Source organism: Sphingobacterium micropteri (genome assembly GCF_014692515.1).
Taxonomy (GTDB): domain Bacteria; phylum Bacteroidota; class Bacteroidia; order Sphingobacteriales; family Sphingobacteriaceae; genus Sphingobacterium; species Sphingobacterium micropteri.
Genome location: NZ_JACOIK010000010.1, coordinates 1 through 21,665, shown reverse-complemented (window position 1 = coordinate 21,665; position 21,665 = coordinate 1). Strand labels below are relative to the sequence as shown.

The following is a 21,665-nucleotide window of genomic DNA, read 5'->3' as shown; positions in this document are numbered from 1 at the left end:
CTAAAAAATCCCTTTCCTTTTTATTTTATATATTACAAACTAAGTACAAATCACAACAGCACAATATCATCGGCATGTGCTATTGCTACATTCTTTTTCTTGCGAATTGATTCCACATCTAAGACATCAATTTTTGATTTTGCCACGGCAAACACCTCTCCATTTTCGTTAGCTATCTGAAAAACCTCTCCTGTTTCCAAGGCTTGATTGATAGTTAATACCCCTACAGCCAATAGGCTTTTACGATTTTGAATGGCAGTCGCTGCCCCTTCATCCACATGCACCAATGCTTTGATAAGACTACCCGTTGCAAGCCACTTGTTCCTCGAAGATACCTTTTTTTTCTGGGGTAAACAAACCGTACCGGTCTCGCCCTTTACGGCTTTTAAGATTCCATCTTCCGTTTGCATACTGAAGATAACGGTTTGTATGCCCATTTGATTTGCCAGTCGTGCGAAATTAAGCTTGGATGTCATTCCTCCTAAACCAACAGCCGATTTTTCTTTTTTCACGACGGAGAATATGTCTTTATCAACAGAGGATATTTGTGCAATAACCTTTCCTTTCGCATCCAATACCCCCGGAACCGACGTACTAAACAGCAATTGTTCCGCACCAAATCCGACCGCTATTAAGGTTGCCAGTTCATCATTGTCGGAAAATTTGAGTTCTTTATTACTCACCACATCGTTTTCGTTGGCAATAGGAATGATATTATTCTTCCAAAGTTCCTGATATGTATCCTTGAGTTGAAGAAACTGTGCTCTATTCGCAAAATGTTGTCTTTCACACAGACTTTGCGCTAACGCAATATTAAAAGGTTTAAAATACGTACTATAGGTACGAACAAGTAGCGGATTTCCGATAGCCGCAGCGGCCTTTCGCGCCGACAAACTACCATCATAATTCTTTAAATATTTTTTTCCAGCTGCAACCGCACCTGACGATACCAGAACGATATTATATTTCGACTGCAGTTGCGCTGTCTGCCGAGCAATTTCCAACACAATGCGTTCGTCTACATCTCCCTCTTTGGTTGTAATTGCAGCGGAACCAAATTTTATAACCAGTACAGGCTTCTTCATTTATTTAGCAATTTGAAAAACAAAATAATTTGTTTAAAGAAATGTAAATGTAGCAAATTATCCATTATTTAAATCAGACTTTGGTATGGTTTATGAACATCTATTCGTAAAAAGACACCATCATGAAGCATATCACATTCCTATTGATTTCAGTTGTACTTTTCTCTTGTCAAGGTTCTGTTCAGAAAGATACATCAAATGATAGTTCGTCCTCACTCCCTCCGATTGGTGGGGTTAAAGACAAACACGGTTGCCTCGTTTCCGCGGGCTATACCTGGTCGAAAATTAAAGAAGAATGTATCCGTCCGTGGGAAGGCACCATCACTATGAACGTCACAGACACGTCGACCAATTTTGAAACTGCAGCTTTCGTTTTAATGGATTCCTTGAAGCAAAAGGCAGAGCTATTCATAAATGAAGAAGAGGAGAGTATATTATTGGACAGCGTCGCTCCTCATTTATACGCTAATAATAATTATAAGTTGATAGAAGAAAACCACTGTTGGTCATTGATTCATCAAGAGGAAGTACTTTATGAAGAGAAGAAATAACGTAAAATCGTTACATTATTTCTTCTCCAAATCGTTCCTTATATAGTTTCTCCATAGCGAACATTTCGTCACGCAGCTTTGCGGCTTCCAGAAAATCCAAATCTTTCGCCGCTCTTTCCATTTTTTTTCGGACGTTATCGATTGCCTTTTTCATCTCTTTATGACCTAAATATTCCATTACGGGGTCAGCCGCTAGAAGTGCTGCCGAATCAGGTTCTACATAAGCTTTAGCCTCACCCGGTTTAAAATCAGCCACCGAAGTCTGTTCTAAAATCTCATCCCGCGTTTTGCCTACTGTTCGTGGCACGATTCCATGCTCCTCGTTATAAGCAATTTGTTTTTCTCGTCGTCGGTTGGTCTCCTCAATCGTCACCCGCATACTCTCCGTCATTTGATCGGCATACATAATAACGCGCCCCTTATCGTTACGAGCCGCCCGACCGATAGTCTGGATCAATGACCGCTCGGATCGTAGAAATCCTTCTTTATCCGCATCTAAAATAGCCACTAAGGTTACCTCTGGCAGATCCAGTCCTTCACGCAGAAGGTTCACACCTACTAATACATCAAATTCGCCCAATCGCAGCCCGCGCAAGATTTCTACGCGTTCTAATGTCTTTATTTCGGAGTGGATATAACGTACCTTAATATGCAATCGGCTCATATATTTGGTCAATTCTTCCGCCATGCGCTTGGTCAATGTAGTTGCCAACACACGTCCGCCCTCTTTGATTGTCTTATCTACTTCTTCCAGAAAATCATCCACCTGATTAATGGCGGGGTGTACTTCAATAATGGGATCCAACAAACCAGTAGGACGAATAACCTGCTCTACCACCACACCCTCGGTTTGTTGCAATTCATAATCGCCCGGCGTTGCCGAAACATAAATCGTTTGGTTTGTTAACGATTCAAATTCCGGAAAGTTAAGGGGCCGATTATCTAATGCTGCAGGTAATCGAAATCCGTGCTCAACTAACGAAATTTTTCGCGAACGGTCACCACCATACATAGCCCGCAGTTGAGGCAAGGTAACATGACTTTCATCTATCACTAAAAGATAGTCCTCTGGAAAATAATCTAATAGACAGAATGGTCGCATACCTGCTTGGCGTCCATCAAAAAAACGAGAATAATTCTCAATACCGGAACAGTAACCCAGTTCCCGCATCATCTCTAAATCGTAATTCACACGCTCTTCCAGGCGTTTAGCTTCCAACAATTTCCCGTCTCCTTCCAACTGTGCCTTACGCTGTTCGAGTTCCTCTTGTATAGCCCAAATAGATTGGGTAAATTTCTCCTTGGGAGTTACAAACAAATTTGCAGGAAACAAGGCGACGTCTTCCATTTTGGAAATTGTTTGTCCCGAAACAGGATCAATTTCGCTTAGCTCGTCAATTTCGTCTCCAAAAAAAGAAATCCGAAAAGCATGGTCCAAATAAGCCGGAAACACGTCCACAACATCCCCTTTCACCCGAAAGGTTCCACGTTTAAAATCACTCGTTGTCCGCGCATAGAGTATTTCCACCAATCGATGCAGAAATGCATTTCTACTGATAGTTATCCCTACCGAAAAACGAAAAATGGAACGTGAAAAATCATCCGGATTCCCCATACCATATATACAAGATACGGAAGACACGACAATGACGTCTCGGCGTCCCGACATTAACGCAGAAGTCGTTGCCAAACGTAGTTTTTCAATCTCTTCGTTTATGGCCAAATCTTTCTCGATATACGTATTCGAAGAAGCTATAAAAGCTTCTGGTTGATAGTAATCATAATAAGACACAAAATAGTTGACTGAATTTTCAGGAAAAAACTGCTTAAATTCTCCGTAAAGCTGCGCAGCCAAGGTTTTATTATGACTTAAAATAAGTGTCGGACGCTGCGTCTCCTGTATAACATTAGCAATCGTAAATGTTTTTCCCGAACCCGTCACACCTAGTAAAGTCTGATATTGATCCTGCTGTGCTATCCCTAATACTAATTCCTTGATAGCTTGTGGCTGGTCTCCCGTAGGTCTGTATTCTGATGTCAATTTGAATTTCATGAAAGAATCTTCCGTTTATGGAAATATAAAGTTAGGAAAAAGGCACTTAATTTACTAAATTGCTGCTATCAAATATACAGCTATGGTGACAATTCTGACCAAAGAAAATAGCATTGCCAACCACTATTTAGTGGAATTGCGAGATATTAACATTCAACAAGACCGGATGCGCTTTAGACGGAATTTAGAACGTCTGGGAGAAATTATTGCCTATGAGATAAGTAAAACACTGGATTACGAACCTGTAACCGTCCAAACACCATTAGGAATTGCATCTCACCAAATTTTGCAAGAGCAGCCCATTTTAGCAACTATCATGCGGGCAGGTTTACCTTTCCATCAAGGTATGTTAAATGTGTTTGATCACGCCGATAGTGCTTTTTTTGCCGCGTACAGACATACCAAAAAAAGCGGGGAAATGGAAGTACACAAAAAATACGTCAACACACCTAATCTTGATGAGCGGATCCTCATTATGGCAGATCCCATGCTCGCAACGGGACGAAGTTTGGTGCTTTGCTGTAAAGATTTACTCGCCGAATACAACATCAAGGAGCTTCATATAGCAGTTGCCATTGCCTCGGAAGAGGGACTCCAGCATGTACGTGCGTTTCTCCCCGAAGCCCACCTTTGGGTAGGCGATGTAGACAATGAAATGACATCCAAGTCCTATATTGTTCCAGGACTAGGCGACGCAGGTGATTTAGCCTATGGGAATAAAGAATAGTTTAATATTATAACAAAAACATAAAACGCAATTAACACAAAATGAACAACATAACATTATTTTTATTCAAAAATATCATCAACTATGGTTTGGCAAAAATACAATGGCGAAAAGATCCGCACGTCCATCAACGATGCTGTTGAAGACATTATCCAACGGGAAACCCACCTTGGCAATAAACTAAAGGTGTACATAGGTACAGATTCGCAAGTAAAGCGAGGAATAGTTGAATTTGCCACCGTCATTGTCTTCCTGCGTGAATATAAAGGTGGTTTCATGTTCATCAACCGCGACAAAATCACCCGTCGGCTACGTATTAAAGAACGTATGCTTACCGAAGTCCAAAAGTCTATCGATGTCGCTTACCAATTATGTCCACTTCTTGACCAATACCATATCGACCTTGAAGTGCACGCAGATATTAACACTAATCCCAATTTCGAATCTAATATCGCACTAAAAGAAGCGATGGGATATATTATGGGCATGGGATTTCAATTCCGTGCTAAGCCAGAGTCATTCGCCAGTACAAATTGTGCCAATAAAATGGTACAATAGTCGATTAGATTCTTTCGGCAGGTTTTAGTATAATTGTAAAAACGATTATACTTTGATTGATATGAAGAAAATTGCTGTTGTCGGTCCCGAATCCACCGGAAAATCAACAATGGCACAGCATCTCGCACAGATACTCGGCACAATATGTGTACCGGAATATGCCCGCTATTATTGCAGAAATCTCAACAGAAAATATACGTTACAAGATGAAGTGAATATGTTTTACGGGCAGATCGCACTAGAAGAGGCGTTGATTCCTTTAGCAAAAAACAATGTACTGGTTTGTGATACCACGATGCTAACTGTAAAAATTTGGTGCGACCATCTTTTTGGCGACACTCCCAAAGAAGTGACGAACGAAATCAAAACTAGAAAATACGATTTTTATTTACTTATGGACATTGATCTGCCATGGGAAGATGACCCGTTACGGGATTTTCCCCAGCAACGAGAACATTTCATACGTATTTGGAAACAAGAATTGGAAGCGTTGCACGCTTCATATAAAATTATTTCGGGAATAGGTGATGAACGGTTAAAAAATGGTATAAATGCTGTAGATTTTATATCGCTAGCGAAATAGGGCACGATTTATTTTAAGATACTTCTTCATCCCTATAATGTCAAAACTTCGCCTGCGTTTCAGCATACCCTGTAACGCCTCACCATCTAACACCAGCTGCTTCTCATCAACTGTAATTTTACATTCTTTAAAGTAATCAGGCCTTCCATTTCTTCTGGAAATAATGCGTACAGTATAGTCCGCAGGAATAATGAACTGAATCTTATCATGCTCTAGTAATTGGTAAGGCAACTTTTGGTCTCTGCTATGACGTTCGGCATATTTGTATTCATCATCTAAATCAGCCGTGGCTACATATGTCAAATGCAATTGAGAAGTATCGGCTATATTCTTGAACGTAGCTTCAAATACGAGATCCTTATCCATTTGGTTTACAAGTATTATCGGATACAAAAAAGAACAAGACGCTAAGCACAGCATCAGCATTATAGGAAGCGTCATTTTCCATATTCTCATACACTAAAGATAAAAAAATCCTGTCGGATATCCGACAGGATTTTTTATTTCGTTACCTTTCTTAATAACGATACGCTTCGGGTTTATATGGCCCTTCCACAGTTACTCCAATATAAGCAGCTTGGTCTTCCGTTAGGGTATCCAGTTCTACACCGATATGTGCTAAGTGCAAACGTGCCACTTTTTCATCTAAATGCTTAGGGAGCGTATACACTTTTTTCTCATATTGACCGTTGTTCGTCCACAACTCAATCTGTGCTAATGTTTGGTTGGTAAATGAATTTGACATCACAAAAGACGGGTGGCCAGTTGCACAGCCCAAATTCACCAAACGACCTTCTGCCAATAAGATAATATCTTTCCCATCTACCGTATACTTATCCACTTGCGGTTTTATCTCCACTTTTGTATCGCCATAATTATTATTTAACCAAGCAACATCAATTTCGTTATCAAAGTGTCCGATATTACACACTACCGTTTTATCTTTCATTGCTTTAAAATGATCCGCACGAATAATATCTTTATTACCGGTCGTGGTAACAACGATATTGGCTTCTTTTACTGCATCTGCCATTTTCTTCACTTCAAAGCCTTCCATTGCAGCTTGCAATGCGCAGATTGGATCAATTTCCGTGACGATAACACGCACACCTGCCGAACGCAATGATTCGGCTGATCCTTTCCCCACGTCACCATACCCCGCTACGACTGCGATTTTTCCGGCTAACATCAGATCGGTCGCACGACGAATAGCATCTACTAACGATTCACGACACCCATATTTATTATCAAATTTCGATTTTGTCACAGAGTCGTTTACATTAATTGCCGGCAAATGTAACGTACCTTTTTTATATCGCTCATAAAGACGGTGAACACCGGTAGTTGTCTCTTCCGATAATCCTTTAATTTCGTCAATTAACTCGGGAAATTTATCAAACACCATATTTGTTAAATCTCCACCATCGTCTAAAATCATGTTCAATGGTTTACGTTCTTCTCCGAAAAATAACGTTTGCTCGATACACCAATTAAACTCTTCTTCCGTTAATCCTTTCCAGGCATAAACCGGGATGCCAGCTGCGGCAATAGCAGCTGCAGCATGATCCTGCGTCGAAAAGATATTACACGACGACCAACTCACCTCGGCCCCCAATTCCACCAAAGTCTCTATCAATACAGCTGTTTGTATCGTCATGTGTAAACAACCCGCAATCCGAGCACCTTTTAATGGCTTAGAAGATCCGTATTCTTGGCGCAGGCTCATCAAGCCGGGCATTTCGGCTTCCGCCAATTCTATTTCTTTTCTTCCCCACTCCGCTAAAGAAATGTCTTTTACTTTGTAAGGAACATACGTTGTTTCAACTGTTGACATATTATTCTAATTTTTTTAAAGAAATACAAAAATAGCTGATACCCAACTCAAATCAAAAAGATAGTCCTAATATTCCCTTAAATCTGACATTATCTTGAGGATAATCTCTTGATTGGCGACGGATAATCCGTTATCTTTGTTAAACGGCAACGAGATGTATGCATGTTAATCTCCTGCCTGTATTTTAACTTTTATTTATAAAGAGAAAGAAAGATGTATCCGGAATATTTAGTAGCTCCTATGCGCCAAGAGTTGGTAGACGCGGGATTTGAGGAATTAAAAACAGTAGAAGAAGTAGATACAGCAATTCCTTCCGAAGGAACTGTATTTGTGGTGGTTAACTCTGTTTGTGGATGTGCTGCAGCAAATGCGCGTCCTGCCGCACGTTATGCAGTAGAAAATGGAAAGAAACCGAGCAAATTGGTAACTGTTTTTGCTGGTATGGAAAAGGATGCCGTGGACAAAGCTCGAGAATATATGCTTCCATATCCGCCTTCTTCACCAGCGATGGCCTTGTTCAAAGATGGTACATTGGTACACATGATCGAAAGACATATGATAGAAGGACGACCTGCACAGATGATTGCAGATAATCTTATAGCTGCTTTCGACGAGTACTGCTAATCATCACATTTTGATTTTTGAATAAAAAAGGCTCTCCTGTGTTCTATTGGAGAGCTTTTTTCTTTTGCAACATATATTATAAAACCACAAGTTGTCCCATGAAGCTGTTTTACGCCATCTTATTGCTTTCTTTATCGTTTCTTATGGTTCGCTGTACAACAAATAAAGAGGTCGATCTTATCGTGTATAACGCAAAAGTATACACGGTAGATTCTGTATTTTCTCAAAAAGAAGCATTTGCAATAAAAGGGGGAATATTTGTGGATATAGGTACTTCGGCAGAAATCCGGGGAAAATACGTAGCAAAAGAAGTTATCGACGCCGGTGGAAAAACTATCTATCCTGGCTTTTATGATGCCCACGCCCACTTTTTAATGTTGGCAGATATGTTGGGACAGGTTAATCTTAGCGGTACAAAGTCCTATGATGAAATCATCTCTAAACTCGTCACTTATCAACAAGAAAATCCAGATAAACGCTGGATTATCGGAAGTGGATGGGATCAGAATTTATGGGAAGAAAAAAGTTTCCCAACGAAAGACAGTCTAGACAAATATTTCCCCGAAACACCGGTTTTCCTTTCACGCGTCGATTATCATACAGCGCTAGTAAACAGTCAAGCATTGCATCTAGCACAATTAGATACCACCCGCCCCGTACCGGGAGGCCTAATGGCTGTCGACAGCGTGGGTAACTTGACGGGCATATTAATAGACAACGCTATGGAATTAGTGTCCCGTCATATTCCAGTACTAGAGGAACACCATTTATTATGGGGACTACGTAAAGCACAAGATTCCTTGTTTTCTGTTGGACTAACGTCTATCGTGGAAGCAGGGCTTTCTTTGGAAGAATTGGAACACCTTAAGAAATTTTATCAGCAGGACTCCTTAAAAATAAGAAACTATGCGATGATTGGCGGAAATGCTCGCGATATTGAGCGGTATATTCGGGAAGGGATCTATGAGTCCGAACGTTTAACTATTCGTTCTGTGAAGCTAATGGCTGATGGCGCATTGGGTTCCCGTGGGGCCTGCCTACTTAAACCTTATAGCGACGATTCCCTTTCACAAGGATTTCTTTTGCAGAGTCCAAAAGAACTGGATGATATGATCAGAAGAATCGCCAGAACACCTTTCCAGATCAGCACACATGCTATCGGAGACTCTGCAAACAGACTAATATTAGATACCTATGGTAAATATTTAAAAAACGGCGAAAAGAAAAGATGGCGAATCGAGCATGCACAGGTAGTATCTCCTGATGATTTCTCAAAATTTGCCCAATTTCATATTATTCCTTCAGTCCAACCTACTCATGCAACTTCCGACATGTATTGGGCTGAAAGCCGTTTGGGCACGGACAGGATAAAAGGTGCTTATGCTTATAATACATTGTTGGATCAGTACGGAAAACTGGCTTTGGGAAGTGATTTTCCTGTGGAGCATTTCAATCCGCTATATGGTTTTCATGCCGCTGTAGCCCGTGTCGATAAAAATGGATTTCCAGTTGGCGGCTTTCAAATTGAAAACGCCATAACAAGAGAACAAGCGTTGCGGGGGATGACCATATGGGCAGCTTTCTCCTGCTTTCAAGAAAAGAAACGCGGTAGCATTGAACGTGGAAAAGATGCCGATTTCGTTATATTGGACGAGGACATCATGACAGCTCCCGATAATCAGTTACGTGATATCAAAACGTTACGCACTGTAATTGCAGGAGAAACTGTCTTTTTACGTCAATGATTACTATACAGTTACTGCATATCAAATAAATGTTTTTCAGCGTGATAGGAAGAACGCACCAAAGGTCCCGACTCAACATATTTGAAACCCATATCTAAACCGATCTGTTTATATTTTTCAAATTGAGCAGGTGTAATCCATTCCACTACAGGGTGATGGGCTTTTGTCGGTTGCAGATATTGACCCACCGTGAGAATATGCACCCCTACGTTGTATAAATCTTGCATCGCTTCGATAACATCTTCCTCTGTCTCTCCAAAACCAAGCATAATACCGGATTTCGTCCGTAAACCTGCTTCGGATATACGACGTAGGCATTCCAACGAACGATCATATTTTGCTTGGATACGTACTTCACGTGTTAATCTTCTTACTGTTTCCAAGTTATGCGAAACAACCTCCGGACGCACTGCTAACACGCGATCCAGATTATCCCACTGTCCCTTAAAATCAGGAATCAACGTCTCTAAAGTCGTTTCAGGACTTTCCCGGCGAATGGCATTAACCGTTTCTGCCCATATCGTAGAGCCTCCGTCCTTTAAATCGTCACGATCCACCGATGTAATCACACAATGTTTTACCTGCATCAGCTTTACTGACGTTGCCACACGATTCGGTTCGTCCATATCTACAGCCAAAGGACGACCTGTTGCCACCGCACAAAACGAACAAGAACGCGTACAAATGTTACCCAATATCATAAAGGTAGCTGTACCTGCACCCCAACATTCCCCCATATTCGGACAATTTCCACTTTCACATATGGTGTGTAATTTGTGTTCATCCACAAGGCTTCGTACATGACGGTATTCTTTACCCACAGGTAACTTCACACGCAACCAATCTGGCTTACGTTGTGTTTCAGCCGCTGAAATTACAGGTAGTTCAATCATGTCACAAAGTTACACATTATTCTCCTAAAAAAGAGGTAGGTGGATTGTCAGGGTTATCCCATTTTGAATATAAAGGCATCGTAAATATAAAAAAAGAGATCCATGAAGGATCTCTTTTCCTGAGCTATTAATATTGTTATCTTTTCTTAGAATGTATAACGAGCCGTTAAACCTCCGTTGAAATAGAACCCACTATAATAATCATAACCATTTACGATATGAAAAGTAGGGCGAACATCCGCCGAAAAAGCAAATGGCGCATTTTTCAATTTATAATCTACACCGCCCGTAGGGAAAATACCTGCATTAAAACCTCCGTCAATATCATAATCACCGCTAACAAAGGTATTAGACAAAACAGCACCACCGCCTACAAACCACTTAAATCCTTCCACATTCGGAATCGGGAAATGGTGTTGATAAGCTCCTGATAAGGATACATTCGTCCATTTCAACTGGTTACCAAAATAGCGATCTCCACTTTTATCGGTTCTAAATCCTAAGTCAAATTCCAGAGCACCAGGTCCGTTATTTAAGAACGTTTTGAAAGCCGCAGAAACCAAATCATAATCTCCACTACCAAAACGGATACCGATTGAATTTTTGTAATCTTGCGCAAAAGCACCAGCAGCAAATAATACTGCAACAAAAGCTAACGTAATTTTCCTCATAATCTTTTTTAATTTATTAAATACTAATTCTTTTTATTGACTGCCAATATCAAAAACTGTTCCATTAATATCTTTCAATAAAGATCTATCGTTATTAATGGATAAAACAAAGCTAGAAAACTACAGCGTCGAAAAAAATACTGGTAAACCGGTATTTTAAAATAGGGTCACTCCATATTCATAATGTATCAAAAGAAAAACATTAGTTTTAAAAAAAACATATTTTTATCAAAAAAAATGTAACTTTGCACTCCGACAAAGCAGTCGGAATACTCTCCTCTAAAAGGCATTTTCGTTGCTTTTGTCTACACAACAAATTGATAATTAATTTTTTGAACAAGAGAAATAATGCCTAGAAACACCTCCATCAACTCCGTTTTAATTATTGGTTCAGGTCCTATCGTTATCGGTCAAGCCTGTGAATTTGATTATTCTGGATCACAAGCTGCTCTTTCTTTAAAGGAAGAGGGCATCGAAGTGTCCATTATCAATTCTAATCCTGCAACAATCATGACTGACAAGGTTATTGCAGATCATGTTTACTTGTTACCACTTACTTGTGAGAGCATCGAAAAGATTCTTCAAGAACAAAAAATTGATGCTGTACTTCCTACCATGGGTGGACAAACAGCTTTAAACCTTTGTATAGAAGCCTCCAATATTGGTCTATGGGAAAAGTACAACGTGAAAGTCATCGGAGTTGACGTAGCTGCTATTGAAAAAACGGAAAATCGCGAGGAGTTTCGTCAATTGATGGTGGATATCGGTGTAGGCGTTGCAAAGTCTAAAATTGCCAACTCTTTCTTGGAAGGTAAAGAAGCTGCACAGGAAATAGGTTATCCACTGGTTATCCGTCCATCTTATACATTAGCGGGTACAGGAGGTGGATTTGTTCACAGAAAAGAAGAATTTGATGCTGCGCTAAACAGAGGTTTGCATGCTTCTCCTACGCACGAAGTATTAGTAGAACAGGCTGTATTAGGATGGAAAGAATTTGAGCTAGAGTTATTACGTGATAGTAACGACAATGTTATCATTATTTGTACCATTGAAAACTTTGACCCAATGGGTATCCACACCGGCGACTCTATTACAGTGGCTCCTGGTATGACGTTGAGCGACAAATGTTACCAAGATATGCGTAATCATGCCATCCGCATGATGCGTTCTATCGGTACCTTTGCGGGCGGATGTAACGTCCAGTTTTCTGTAAACCCTGAAAATGAAGACATTATTGCGATCGAAATTAACCCCCGTGTATCACGATCTTCGGCATTAGCGTCAAAAGCGACTGGTTATCCTATCGCAAAAATTGCAGCCAAGCTTGCTATCGGATATAATTTGGATGAACTTCAGAATCAAATTACGAAAACAACATCTGCTTACTTTGAACCTACATTAGACTATGTTATCGTTAAGATTCCACGCTTTAATTTTGACAAATTTAAAGGCGCCAATAAAGAGTTAGGTTTACAAATGAAAGCTGTAGGTGAGGTTATGGCAATTGGCCGCACCTTTATAGAGGCTTTACAAAAAGCATGTCAATCCCTGGAAACAAACCGTGGCGGATTGGGAGCTGACGGGCGTCAATTGCGCAATTTGGAAGAAATCATGGATAGTCTAGAACATCCAAGCGCTGACCGTGTATTCCATATCAAAGATGCCTTCGAGCTTGGGGTGCCTTTAGAATCCATTCGTAAAGTAACGCGTATCGATAAATGGTTTTTAGTACAGATTCAAGAATTGGTACAACTGGAAACAGAATTACGTAGATATCAGTTGAATAATATCCCACGAGATTTCTTTCTTACATTAAAACAGAAAGGTTATTCTGACCTGCAAATCTCTTGGTTGCTGGGTAACGTAAGTGAAGATGACGTGTATGCACGCCGAAAAGAGTTAGGCATTAACCGTGTTTACAAAATGGTAGATACTTGTGCGGCAGAATTCCCAGCACACACACCTTATTATTATTCTACTTTCGAGGACGAAAATGAGTCTATAGTCTCCGACAAAAAGAAAATCATCGTATTAGGGTCTGGCCCAAACCGTATCGGCCAGGGAATCGAATTCGACTATTCTTGTGTTCACGGACTAATTGCGGCTAAAGAGGCGGGTTATGAATCTATCATGGTAAACTGTAACCCGGAAACGGTGTCTACAGACTTTAACATGGCGGATAAACTATATTTCGAACCGGTATTCTGGGAACATGTGCGTGAAATTATTGAATTGGAAAAACCAGAAGGTGTCATTGTACAATTAGGTGGACAAACGGCATTAAAAATGGCGGAGCGCTTACAGGAACTCGGCGTGAAAATTATCGGCACATCCTTTGACGACATGGACTTGGCAGAAGATCGCGGCCGTTTCTCAGACCTTTTGAAAGAATTAAACATTCCTTATCCTAAATATGGAGTTGCTACGTCTGCTGAAGAAGCCCTAAAGGTGGCTAACGAGGTTGGATACCCCGTATTGGTACGTCCTTCTTATGTTTTGGGCGGACAAGGAATGAGCATCGTCATCAATGATGAGGATTTGGAAAAAGCGGTAGTTAATCTATTAAAAAACCTACCTGGGAATCAAATCTTAATCGACCATTTCCTCGACCGTGCCGAAGAGGCAGAGTCGGACTCTATCTGTGATGGTGAAGACGTTCACATTATTGGTATGATGGAACACATCGAACCAGCTGGTATTCACTCAGGAGACTCTTCTGCTGTACTTCCGCCATTTAGCCTTTCCGAAAATGTGCAACAGAAAATGGAAGAATACTCTATTCGTTTAGCGAAAGCATTAAAGGTACGAGGTTTGCTAAATATTCAGTTTGCAGTGAAAGGTGAAGATGTATATGTTATTGAAGCCAATCCACGCGCATCTCGTACGGTTCCTTTTATCGCAAAAGCTTATGATGTACCTTATATCAACATCGCCACCAAGGTTATGTTAGGCGTTAATAAATTGAAAGACTTTCAAATCGAACGCAAATTGAAAGGGTTTGCCATTAAAGAGCCTGTGTTCTCATTCAGTAAATTCCCAGAAGTTGATAAGCAGCTAGGGCCTGAAATGAAATCTACAGGAGAGGCTATCCGTTTTATTAAAGATTTGCAAGATCCTTATTTTAGGGAACTATACAATAAAAAGTCAATGTTCTTGAATGCGCAATAAAAAATAAACCCGTCTTAAAGACGGGTTTATTTTTTATATATCTTTCACACAACGGAAACCGACATTATTTGTCGGACTGTTTATTTCGCCTTTTCCGCGACTACCTGCCTTATAACGTTCACAATATTGATCATTACATAAAAATGAGCCCCCTCGTTGTACGCGTTTCACTAAACCCGGTTCTTGTGGATCATAAGAGTCTGTCGGTCCCTTCGGGTTTGCTTTTGGGCTATTTGCATAATAATCTGGTCGATAAAAATCAGCACACCATTCCCAAACGTTACCTTCCATATCGTATAGACCATACGCATTTGGCGGAAAAGATTTTACCGGAGCCGTTGTTTCAAAACCGTCTTCTTTCGTATTACGCGTAGGAAAGTCCCCTTGATATATATTGGCTAACCATTTTCCATCTTCCTTTTTTTCACTTCCCCAATAATACGTTTCATCTTGATGTTTTCCGGCTTTAGCTGCGTACTCCCATTCTGCTTCCGTAGGAAGACGTTTGCCGACCCATTTGGCATAAGCTTCAGCATCTTGATAAGCCAATTGCGTAACCGGATGGCTTCCCTTATCCGCTATAGAACTATTTGGCCCGTCCGGGTGTCTCCAATTTGCTCCAGGAATATACTGCCACCATTGCATATAATTATTTAATCCCTGTACTTCCTTGGGTGCAGCGAAAACAGCCGATCCAGGAACAAGCATAGCAGGATCCACCCCTGGGAATTCTTTTGGATCCAACGGTTGTTCAGCTACGGTTACATATCCCGTCGCCTCTACAAAAGTTTTAAATTGTGCGTTAGTAACTTCATGTTCGTCCATATAAAAAGAAGAAACTTTCACTTCATGTATCGGCTGCGCATCATCAAAATTAGACGATCCCATCTGAAATGTACCACCCTCAATCCGTACCATTCGCATATCATCTTGTCCCGGTGCATACGAAAAAGAATCTGTTTTTTGTACAAAACGCGATGGAATGGCTCCCATATGACACAGTGCTACGGAATCTTCTACCGTCTCGTTATGTCCTGTTTTAGTTTCCGACTGACAGGCCATCATACATATAAGAACGGCTAATAAAATGAATCTTGAAAACATAGGCCTAATATACAGATAATCAGCTTAAAAATAAAAGATGCCCAATAATAGAATGGGTATCTTAAGATAGATATCACAAACGATCACTGCTGCGAGACCACGCAGTAATAAATTTCGTTTTTACATTAAAGGGGACAACAATCGCGTCCCCTCTAAAATCACCTATTTAAAACAAACTAACAGTCTATTACGCATAACCTTTAATATTGTGAGACAGTAAACAAATGGTTATCAAAAAAGGGTTTGTCATACCTTTTATAACACAAGTATAATAGTATTCCCATCTAAAAAAAAGTAAAAACGCAAAGCAAACGTTTGCTCAATTTTTATCTGTGTATAATTCGCTCTTTTGTATAATTTAAAAGTCAATCTGTCCAACGAGTTCTTTTAGCTGTATTTCGGATAGTTTAGCTTGCAGCTGGGCGGCATTAAATCGGGAAATCGCATTGATAAAATTTTCTTGAGCATCCCTGAATTCTACGGCACTAATGGAACCAATGGTATATTTTGCCAGTGTAATATCAAGATTTTGACGTGCAATATCTTCATTCTTCTCCTCCAGCTTAACCAGCTCTATATTCGTCAAGTAAGTTTCATAAGCCGTTTTCAAACCGGTTTGCACAGCTAATCGTTGTTGTTCAATTTGTAACGCAGCATTATCGATCTGAATTTTCGCAATACGTTCGTTACGACGTTGGTTTAAGCCGTCGAAGATATTGACAGAAGCCGTGAGGCCGTATGTTAATCCTCTAGCATTGGATTGTGCAACGAACCCTAAGCTGGATTCCGTTCGCGAGAAATTATATCCACCATTTAAACGCACTATCGGATAACGTGCGGATTTGATATCCTTCAAATCCAATTCTGCTAGTTTTTTATTTAGGATAATAATCTGTAAATCGGGATTAAACTGATCCGCTCTTTCCAGTAAATCACCATATATCAAACTCTCATCGATACCCACATTCGTATCGATGATAAAGTCCACATCCAAGTCTCTAGCCAGAATACCATTCAACATCGTCTTTAAATTCTTCACCGTTTCTACTTGTCGAAGTCGCGCCGAAATATCCTCGTTTAAATTAACCTGCACGTTCAGCACTTCCAATTTCGCCGCTTTACCAATAGAAAACCTATTTTCCGCTGTACGAAGTCGCTCTTTAGAAATAAGAATACTAGAATCTAATGCCGACAACAGATTTTGTTGTTCCACGATGGTATAATACACCGTAATAACATCCCCGACAGTAGCAAGAATAGTTCTTTTCAATTGCAGATCGCCTTGTTTTTCTAATTCCTGCAACTTTTCATAGCGGGCAAACATTCCAAAACCATCAAAAATCGTCCATCCAATATTTACGCCATAGGTTAGGTTATTATTTCGGGCATTATTCAACGAACGTTCAACGCCGCTATTCTGAAGTTGGGTCGCATTTTGTATACTGTTATTCTGCGTAAGGTCTGCTGTTGCATTAGGAAGCATTCCTGCATTGCCATAGGTTTTATTTTCTTTCGCTGCGAGCAACTCATTTTGAGATAATCGTATATCATAATTGTTTTCCAATGCAATTTCTACCGCATGCCGAACACTCAACAATTCTTGTCCAACTGCCATGGTGAAGATACCCATGCTTACATACAGCAAAATCAATATTTTCTTCATAAGCCTATTCTTCGATATTATCAAACTCTGGTCGTTTTTTTCTAGACCTCGACATCATTAAATAAAAAGCAGGAATAACATATAGGGTTAAAATCAACGAAAACATCGTTCCTCCAACAATCACCACTCCCATGCCTATACGGCTAGTAGAGGCCGCGCCAAGCGAAAGCGCAATAGGCAGAGCACCCAACGCAATCGCTAGCGATGTCATCAGTATAGGGCGTAAACGTGCTTCCGAGGCCTTGACTACAGCTTGATATTTTTCGTAGCCTTGATCGCGCAGCTGGTTAGCAAATTCCACAATCAATATACCATTTTTTGTCACCAAACCAATTAACATAATCGTTCCGATCTGACTAAAAATATTCCAACTTTGTCCAAATAACCATAATGAAAATAAGGCACCACCAACAGCCATCGGCACTGTTAATAAGATTATAATCGGATCTATAAAACTTTCAAACTGGGCTGCAAGGATAAGGAAGATAAGCAAGACGGCTAATCCAAAGGCGAACATCGTGTTCGAACTACTTTCAACAAAATCTCGAGCTTCTCCCCCTAAATCGGTTGTAAAAGTAGCATCCAATACACGTTCCTTAATGTCGTCCATAGCAGCGATACCATCTCCCATACTATATCCCGGAGCCAAACCAGCCGATACAGTAGCCGACATATATCGGTTATTGTGATACAACTGAGGTGGACTACTTCGCTCTTCTATTTCCACAATATTATCCAATTGAACAAGGAGACCATCACTATTTTTCACATAGACAGCAGCCAGATCCATCGGAGTTGCCCTATCCTTTCTATCAAACTGCCCCATCACTTGATATTGCTTCCCATTCATCATAAAATACCCGAAACGTTGTCCAGACAAAGACATCTGTAGCGTTTGGGCTACGTCCAATACGGAAACACCCATCGATTGGGCTCGATCACGGTCGATAGTTACATACACTTCCGGCTTATTAAACTTCAAGTTAACATCCACCACAGAGAATGTCCTATCTCTCGACAATTCTTCCATGAATTCTGGAATCTTCTCTTCTAATTTTTCGAAGTTCGGTGCTTGAATAATATATTGAATCGGCAATCCACCACGCCTATTAACGGATATAGTGGGTTCTTGGGATACGGAGACTCTTGCTTCCGAATATGATCGGGTCATTCGAGAAAGGTCTGCCGCAATCTCCTGTTGCGTCCGTGTACGCTCCTCCGGTTGCACCAATCCTAGTCTGACAAAACCACTGTTAGCCGACGCGGTACCAAACCCCGGAGAGGTAACGACGAGACTTACTTTTTTTTCCGGAATAGAATCATTTATGAGCGTAGTAAGCTCCGTCATAAAACGATCCATATAATCATAAGATACTCCTTCGGGTGCCGTCGCGCTTAATCTAATATAACTTCTATCATCATATGGAGCTGTTTCTTTTGGCAGTACGGAATAAAAGAAATAAATCAGGCCAAAACATCCAGCAATAACGACAAAACTCAACCATTTCATCTTTAAGAATCCTTTCAAGGAATGTTCATACTCCTTGTTCATGATCAAAAAATAACGCTCTGTTTTGTCGTAGAACTTTGATTTACGTTGTTCTCCACCTTTCATTAAGTAGGCGTTAAGCATAGGGGTCAATGATAAGGACACAAAAGCCGAAATTAAAACAGCAGCGCCAATAACGACTCCAAATTCTCTAAACAAGCGGCCTACAAATCCCTCGAGAAAGATAACCGGTAAAAATACTGCGGCTAATGTAATGGAAATAGAAATGACAGCAAAGAAGATTTCATTGGAGCCCTTTATAGCAGCTTCGATCGGTGACATACCTTCTTCTACCTTCTTAAATATATTTTCTGTCACAACGATACCATCATCCACCACTAATCCGGTAGCCAATACAATCGCTAGCAAGGTCAGTACATTGATAGAAAAACCACAAAGGTACATGATAAAGAAAGTTGCGATTAAAGAAACTGGAATATCGATCAATGGACGGAAAGCTATTGACCAATCTCGGAAGAAAACATAGATAATCAATACGACCAGTATAATCGCAATAATTAAAGTCTCGACTACTTCGAAAACTGATTTTCGGACAAACTGGGTATTATCCATCGCAATATTCAATTCGAAGCCCGGAGGTAAATCTTCTTCGAGCTTATCATACTCTTCGTAAAACTGTTCAGCAATCTCGATATAATTTGTTCCTGGCTGGGGAATGATCGCTAAGGCAACCATGGGATATCCCGAATCGGACATTTTGGTTTCAAAATTTTCAGCCTCCAATGCTGCATTTCCTACATCAGCCATCCGCACGACCCGATTTTCCGCTGCTCGAATAATAATGTTATTAAACTCCTCCTCAGTGGCTAAATTCCCTAATGTCTTGACCGCTAGTTCCGTATTTGTACCGGTCAATACACCTGACGGTAACTCCACATTTTGGTTATTTAAAGCTGTCCGAACATCAAGCACCGTTAACCCGTAGGATGCCAAACGTACCGGGTCTATCCATAATCGCATCGCGTATTTACGTTGTCCCCAAATACGTACCGAACTCACACCCGGTATAGTTTGTAGTCGCTGTGCGATCACATTATCTGCAAAGTCTGACAATTCCAACACATTTCTTGTCGTACTTTGAACTGTCATCGTGATAATCGGTTCCGAGTCCGCATCTGCTTTTGAAACCACAGGAGGAGCGTCAATATCTTGTGGCAAACTTCGCATGGCTTGCGATACTTTATCACGTACGTCGTTTGCCGCTGCTTCCAAATCCTTATCCAGATTGAATTCGATAGTGATATTACTAGCTCCTTGACTACTGGATGATGAAATGTTACGGATACCATCAATTGAATTAATAGATTTTTCCAGTGGCTCTGTAATTTGAGACTCTATAATATCCGCATTTGCCCCAGCATAATTTGTTCGCACAGAAATTTGAGCAGGATCAATGGAGGGATACTCCCGGACGCCCAAAAAAGTATATCCAATAATCCCAAAAAGGATTAACAGCAAATTCATAACAATAGCGAGAACTGGACGCTTAATACTTAATGTAGATAAACTCATTACAATCCTTCTTTAACGCAACGTTACATCTACAGGGTTGCCATCTCGCAATGACATCACCCCTGAAGTCAACACCGTATCCCCTTCATTTATACCTTTCACAATCAACACATCAGCATCAGTACGCGCACCGGTTTCTACCAAAATCTCCTTTGCTAAACCGTCTTTTTTTATAAAGATTTTTTTTCCGTTCTGAATAGGGATTAACGCTTCTGCTGGCACCAACAAGCCATTTTCTACCGTCTCCAGTGGAAAAATAACATTAGCAAATGTACCTGGAATAAGCCGACTATCTCTATTATCAGCCAATGCTCTAAGGCGTAAAGTTCTTGTTGCTGTTTCTACCAGAGGTTCTACAGCATATATCCTTGCATTATATTCTTCGCTCGTACCCTGCACGGTAAATCGAACCGAGGAACCGATTTTTACTTTGGTCGCATAGCGCTCGGGAATCGAAAACTCCAATTTCACTTTACTGACGTCAACAAGTTGTGCAATATCAGTAGTAGGTGTAATATAGCTCCCCTTAGAAATATTTCGAAGACCTATTGTTCCTGAAAAGGGAGCACGAATAGCCGTTTTGATTAACTGTGCTTCTATAAGCTGTATTTGCGCTTCGGCAGTCCTATAATCAGCACTGGCAATATCATATTCTTCTTGGCTGATGGCTTCTTTTTGTAGAAGGAGCTTCGCTCTCCGTTCATTCTCCGCTGCCAAACTATTCCTTGTTTTAGCTTGTGCCAACTGTGCTTTCAATTCTGCATCATTTATCTTAATCAGCATCTGTCCATTAGACACATTCCCTCCTTCAGAAAAATTTAACTCTTCCACAATTCCTGAAATTTCCGAACGTAAATTAATAACTTCATTAGGTTCTATGGAACCAGAGAGTGATAAAAAATCGGAAAAAGGCTTTCCCGAAACGACTATAGCATATACTTTTGATTCCGCTCGCTGCTGTCCCGCCACATTTTCAGCAGCCTTCTCTCTATTCACCATCAAGCGATAGGCTACCAGCCCCGCTATTATTAATAAAACAATAATTAAAACCGTTGCAAATCTCTTACTCATAACTATCCTGAAACTTCATATAAAGGGGATACATTACCGCAAGATACCGCTATTTTACCGGATTAACTTGTAAAAATCTTATTATAAAGGAACGAAAAAAGCCCCTGCAGTTATACTGCAGGGGCTCTGTATAAAAACCGGCACCGACCTACTCTCCCACCTTTTACGGCAGTACCATCGGCTCTGGCGGGCTTGACTGCTCTGTTCGGAATGGGAAGAGGTAGACACCGCCGATATAGGCACCTGAATATCT

17 protein-coding genes and 1 rRNA gene are annotated in these 21,665 nt (G+C 40.5%); 7 read left to right on the top strand and 11 right to left on the bottom strand.

Going from position 1 to position 21,665, the window contains the following annotated elements; translation table 11 throughout:
* Positions 1-50: 50 nt before the first annotated feature.
* Positions 51-1,085, bottom strand: coding sequence for a glutamate 5-kinase (gene proB / locus H8B06_RS14330; RefSeq protein ID WP_190994957.1), 1,035 nt, complete (start codon positions 1,083-1,085; stop codon positions 51-53).
* Positions 1,086-1,207: 122 nt separating this feature from the next.
* Between proB and H8B06_RS14325 the strand changes: the two genes are divergently transcribed.
* Positions 1,208-1,636 (top strand): hypothetical protein, encoded by a 429-nt coding sequence (locus H8B06_RS14325; RefSeq protein ID WP_190994956.1) that lies wholly within the window; start codon positions 1,208-1,210, stop codon positions 1,634-1,636.
* A 10-nt stretch (positions 1,637-1,646) separates the two neighbouring features.
* Here H8B06_RS14325 and uvrB read toward each other — a convergent pair whose 3' ends face one another.
* A complete protein-coding gene (uvrB, locus tag H8B06_RS14320; protein ID WP_190994955.1) occupies positions 1,647-3,689 on the bottom strand; it encodes an excinuclease ABC subunit UvrB in 2,043 nt (680 codons plus the stop codon).
* Between the two features lie 82 nt (positions 3,690-3,771).
* Here uvrB and upp point away from each other — a divergent pair, with 82 nt between their 5' ends.
* The 3 genes from upp (at position 3,772) to H8B06_RS14305 (ending at position 5,557) form a co-directional block, all read left to right on the top strand.
* Positions 3,772-4,416 (top strand): uracil phosphoribosyltransferase, encoded by a 645-nt coding sequence (gene upp / locus H8B06_RS14315; RefSeq protein ID WP_190994954.1) that lies wholly within the window; start codon positions 3,772-3,774, stop codon positions 4,414-4,416.
* Between the two features lie 84 nt (positions 4,417-4,500).
* Positions 4,501-4,974: a ribonuclease H-like YkuK family protein gene (locus H8B06_RS14310; protein WP_130143333.1), complete on the top strand. Its 474-nt coding sequence runs from the start codon at positions 4,501-4,503 to the stop codon at positions 4,972-4,974.
* Positions 4,975-5,035: 61 nt separating this feature from the next.
* Positions 5,036-5,557, top strand: a complete 522-nt coding sequence (locus H8B06_RS14305; RefSeq protein ID WP_190994953.1) for an AAA family ATPase — start codon at positions 5,036-5,038, stop codon at positions 5,555-5,557.
* Here H8B06_RS14305 and H8B06_RS14300 read toward each other — a convergent pair.
* A complete protein-coding gene (locus tag H8B06_RS14300; RefSeq protein WP_190994952.1) occupies positions 5,546-5,923 on the bottom strand; it encodes a hypothetical protein in 378 nt (125 codons plus the stop codon). The genes H8B06_RS14305 and H8B06_RS14300 overlap by 12 nt on opposite strands.
* Positions 5,924-6,074: 151 nt before the next feature.
* Entirely contained in the window at positions 6,075-7,391 is a 1,317-nt protein-coding gene (gene ahcY / locus H8B06_RS14295; RefSeq protein ID WP_190994951.1) for an adenosylhomocysteinase, read from the bottom strand.
* A 213-nt stretch (positions 7,392-7,604) separates the two neighbouring features.
* Between ahcY and H8B06_RS14290 the strand changes: the two genes are divergently transcribed.
* Both H8B06_RS14290 and H8B06_RS14285 read left to right on the top strand, forming a co-directional pair.
* Positions 7,605-8,015 (top strand): BrxA/BrxB family bacilliredoxin, encoded by a 411-nt coding sequence (locus H8B06_RS14290; RefSeq protein WP_190994950.1) that lies wholly within the window; start codon positions 7,605-7,607, stop codon positions 8,013-8,015.
* A gap of 98 nt (positions 8,016-8,113) precedes the next feature.
* Complete coding sequence (locus H8B06_RS14285; RefSeq protein ID WP_190994949.1) at positions 8,114-9,760, top strand: amidohydrolase; 1,647 nt, start codon at positions 8,114-8,116, stop codon at positions 9,758-9,760.
* A gap of 11 nt (positions 9,761-9,771) precedes the next feature.
* Here the strand turns inward: H8B06_RS14285 and lipA are convergent, their stop codons facing one another.
* Positions 9,772-10,653, bottom strand: coding sequence for a lipoyl synthase (gene lipA, locus H8B06_RS14280; RefSeq protein ID WP_190994948.1), 882 nt, complete (start codon positions 10,651-10,653; stop codon positions 9,772-9,774).
* Between the two features lie 146 nt (positions 10,654-10,799).
* Entirely contained in the window at positions 10,800-11,324 is a 525-nt protein-coding gene (locus H8B06_RS14275) for a hypothetical protein (RefSeq protein ID WP_130143340.1), read from the bottom strand.
* A gap of 348 nt (positions 11,325-11,672) precedes the next feature.
* Here H8B06_RS14275 and carB point away from each other — a divergent pair, with 348 nt between their 5' ends.
* Positions 11,673-14,492, top strand: coding sequence for a carbamoyl-phosphate synthase large subunit (gene carB, locus H8B06_RS14270; protein WP_190994947.1), 2,820 nt, complete (start codon positions 11,673-11,675; stop codon positions 14,490-14,492).
* A gap of 33 nt (positions 14,493-14,525) precedes the next feature.
* Here the strand turns inward: carB and H8B06_RS14265 are convergent, their stop codons facing one another.
* From H8B06_RS14265 to rrf, 5 genes are all read right to left on the bottom strand, one after another.
* Entirely contained in the window at positions 14,526-15,596 is a 1,071-nt protein-coding gene (locus H8B06_RS14265; protein ID WP_190994946.1) for a formylglycine-generating enzyme family protein, read from the bottom strand.
* 358 nt (positions 15,597-15,954) lie between these two features.
* Positions 15,955-17,259: a TolC family protein gene (locus tag H8B06_RS14260; protein ID WP_190994945.1), complete on the bottom strand. Its 1,305-nt coding sequence runs from the start codon at positions 17,257-17,259 to the stop codon at positions 15,955-15,957.
* A 4-nt stretch (positions 17,260-17,263) separates the two neighbouring features.
* The gene (locus H8B06_RS14255; RefSeq protein ID WP_190994944.1) at positions 17,264-20,341 is read right to left on the bottom strand and encodes an efflux RND transporter permease subunit; all 3,078 of its coding nucleotides are present in this window, start codon (positions 20,339-20,341) and stop codon (positions 17,264-17,266) included.
* Positions 20,342-20,353: 12 nt separating this feature from the next.
* On the bottom strand, positions 20,354-21,412 hold the full coding sequence (locus tag H8B06_RS14250; RefSeq protein ID WP_190994943.1) for an efflux RND transporter periplasmic adaptor subunit: 1,059 nt from the start codon (positions 21,410-21,412) through the stop codon (positions 20,354-20,356).
* A gap of 135 nt (positions 21,413-21,547) precedes the next feature.
* Positions 21,548-21,659 (bottom strand): 5S ribosomal RNA (gene rrf, locus H8B06_RS14245).
* Between the last annotated feature and the right edge of the window lie 6 nt (positions 21,660-21,665).

Coding starts and splice junctions, on each gene's coding strand:
- H8B06_RS14300 (WP_190994952.1), bottom strand. CDS start 5,923: ATGGATAAGGATCTCGTATTTGAAGCTACGTTCAAGAATATAGCCGAT.
- upp (WP_190994954.1), top strand. CDS start 3,772: ATGGTGACAATTCTGACCAAAGAAAATAGCATTGCCAACCACTATTTA.
- H8B06_RS14310 (WP_130143333.1), top strand. CDS start 4,501: ATGGTTTGGCAAAAATACAATGGCGAAAAGATCCGCACGTCCATCAAC.
- uvrB (WP_190994955.1), bottom strand. CDS start 3,689: ATGAAATTCAAATTGACATCAGAATACAGACCTACGGGAGACCAGCCA.
- lipA (WP_190994948.1), bottom strand. CDS start 10,653: ATGATTGAACTACCTGTAATTTCAGCGGCTGAAACACAACGTAAGCCA.
- ahcY (WP_190994951.1), bottom strand. CDS start 7,391: ATGTCAACAGTTGAAACAACGTATGTTCCTTACAAAGTAAAAGACATT.
- proB (WP_190994957.1), bottom strand. CDS start 1,085: ATGAAGAAGCCTGTACTGGTTATAAAATTTGGTTCCGCTGCAATTACA.
- H8B06_RS14250 (WP_190994943.1), bottom strand. CDS start 21,412: ATGAGTAAGAGATTTGCAACGGTTTTAATTATTGTTTTATTAATAATA.
- H8B06_RS14305 (WP_190994953.1), top strand. CDS start 5,036: ATGAAGAAAATTGCTGTTGTCGGTCCCGAATCCACCGGAAAATCAACA.
- carB (WP_190994947.1), top strand. CDS start 11,673: ATGCCTAGAAACACCTCCATCAACTCCGTTTTAATTATTGGTTCAGGT.
- H8B06_RS14290 (WP_190994950.1), top strand. CDS start 7,605: ATGTATCCGGAATATTTAGTAGCTCCTATGCGCCAAGAGTTGGTAGAC.
- H8B06_RS14275 (WP_130143340.1), bottom strand. CDS start 11,324: ATGAGGAAAATTACGTTAGCTTTTGTTGCAGTATTATTTGCTGCTGGT.
- H8B06_RS14285 (WP_190994949.1), top strand. CDS start 8,114: ATGAAGCTGTTTTACGCCATCTTATTGCTTTCTTTATCGTTTCTTATG.
- H8B06_RS14260 (WP_190994945.1), bottom strand. CDS start 17,259: ATGAAGAAAATATTGATTTTGCTGTATGTAAGCATGGGTATCTTCACC.
- H8B06_RS14325 (WP_190994956.1), top strand. CDS start 1,208: ATGAAGCATATCACATTCCTATTGATTTCAGTTGTACTTTTCTCTTGT.
- H8B06_RS14265 (WP_190994946.1), bottom strand. CDS start 15,596: ATGTTTTCAAGATTCATTTTATTAGCCGTTCTTATATGTATGATGGCC.
- H8B06_RS14255 (WP_190994944.1), bottom strand. CDS start 20,341: ATGAGTTTATCTACATTAAGTATTAAGCGTCCAGTTCTCGCTATTGTT.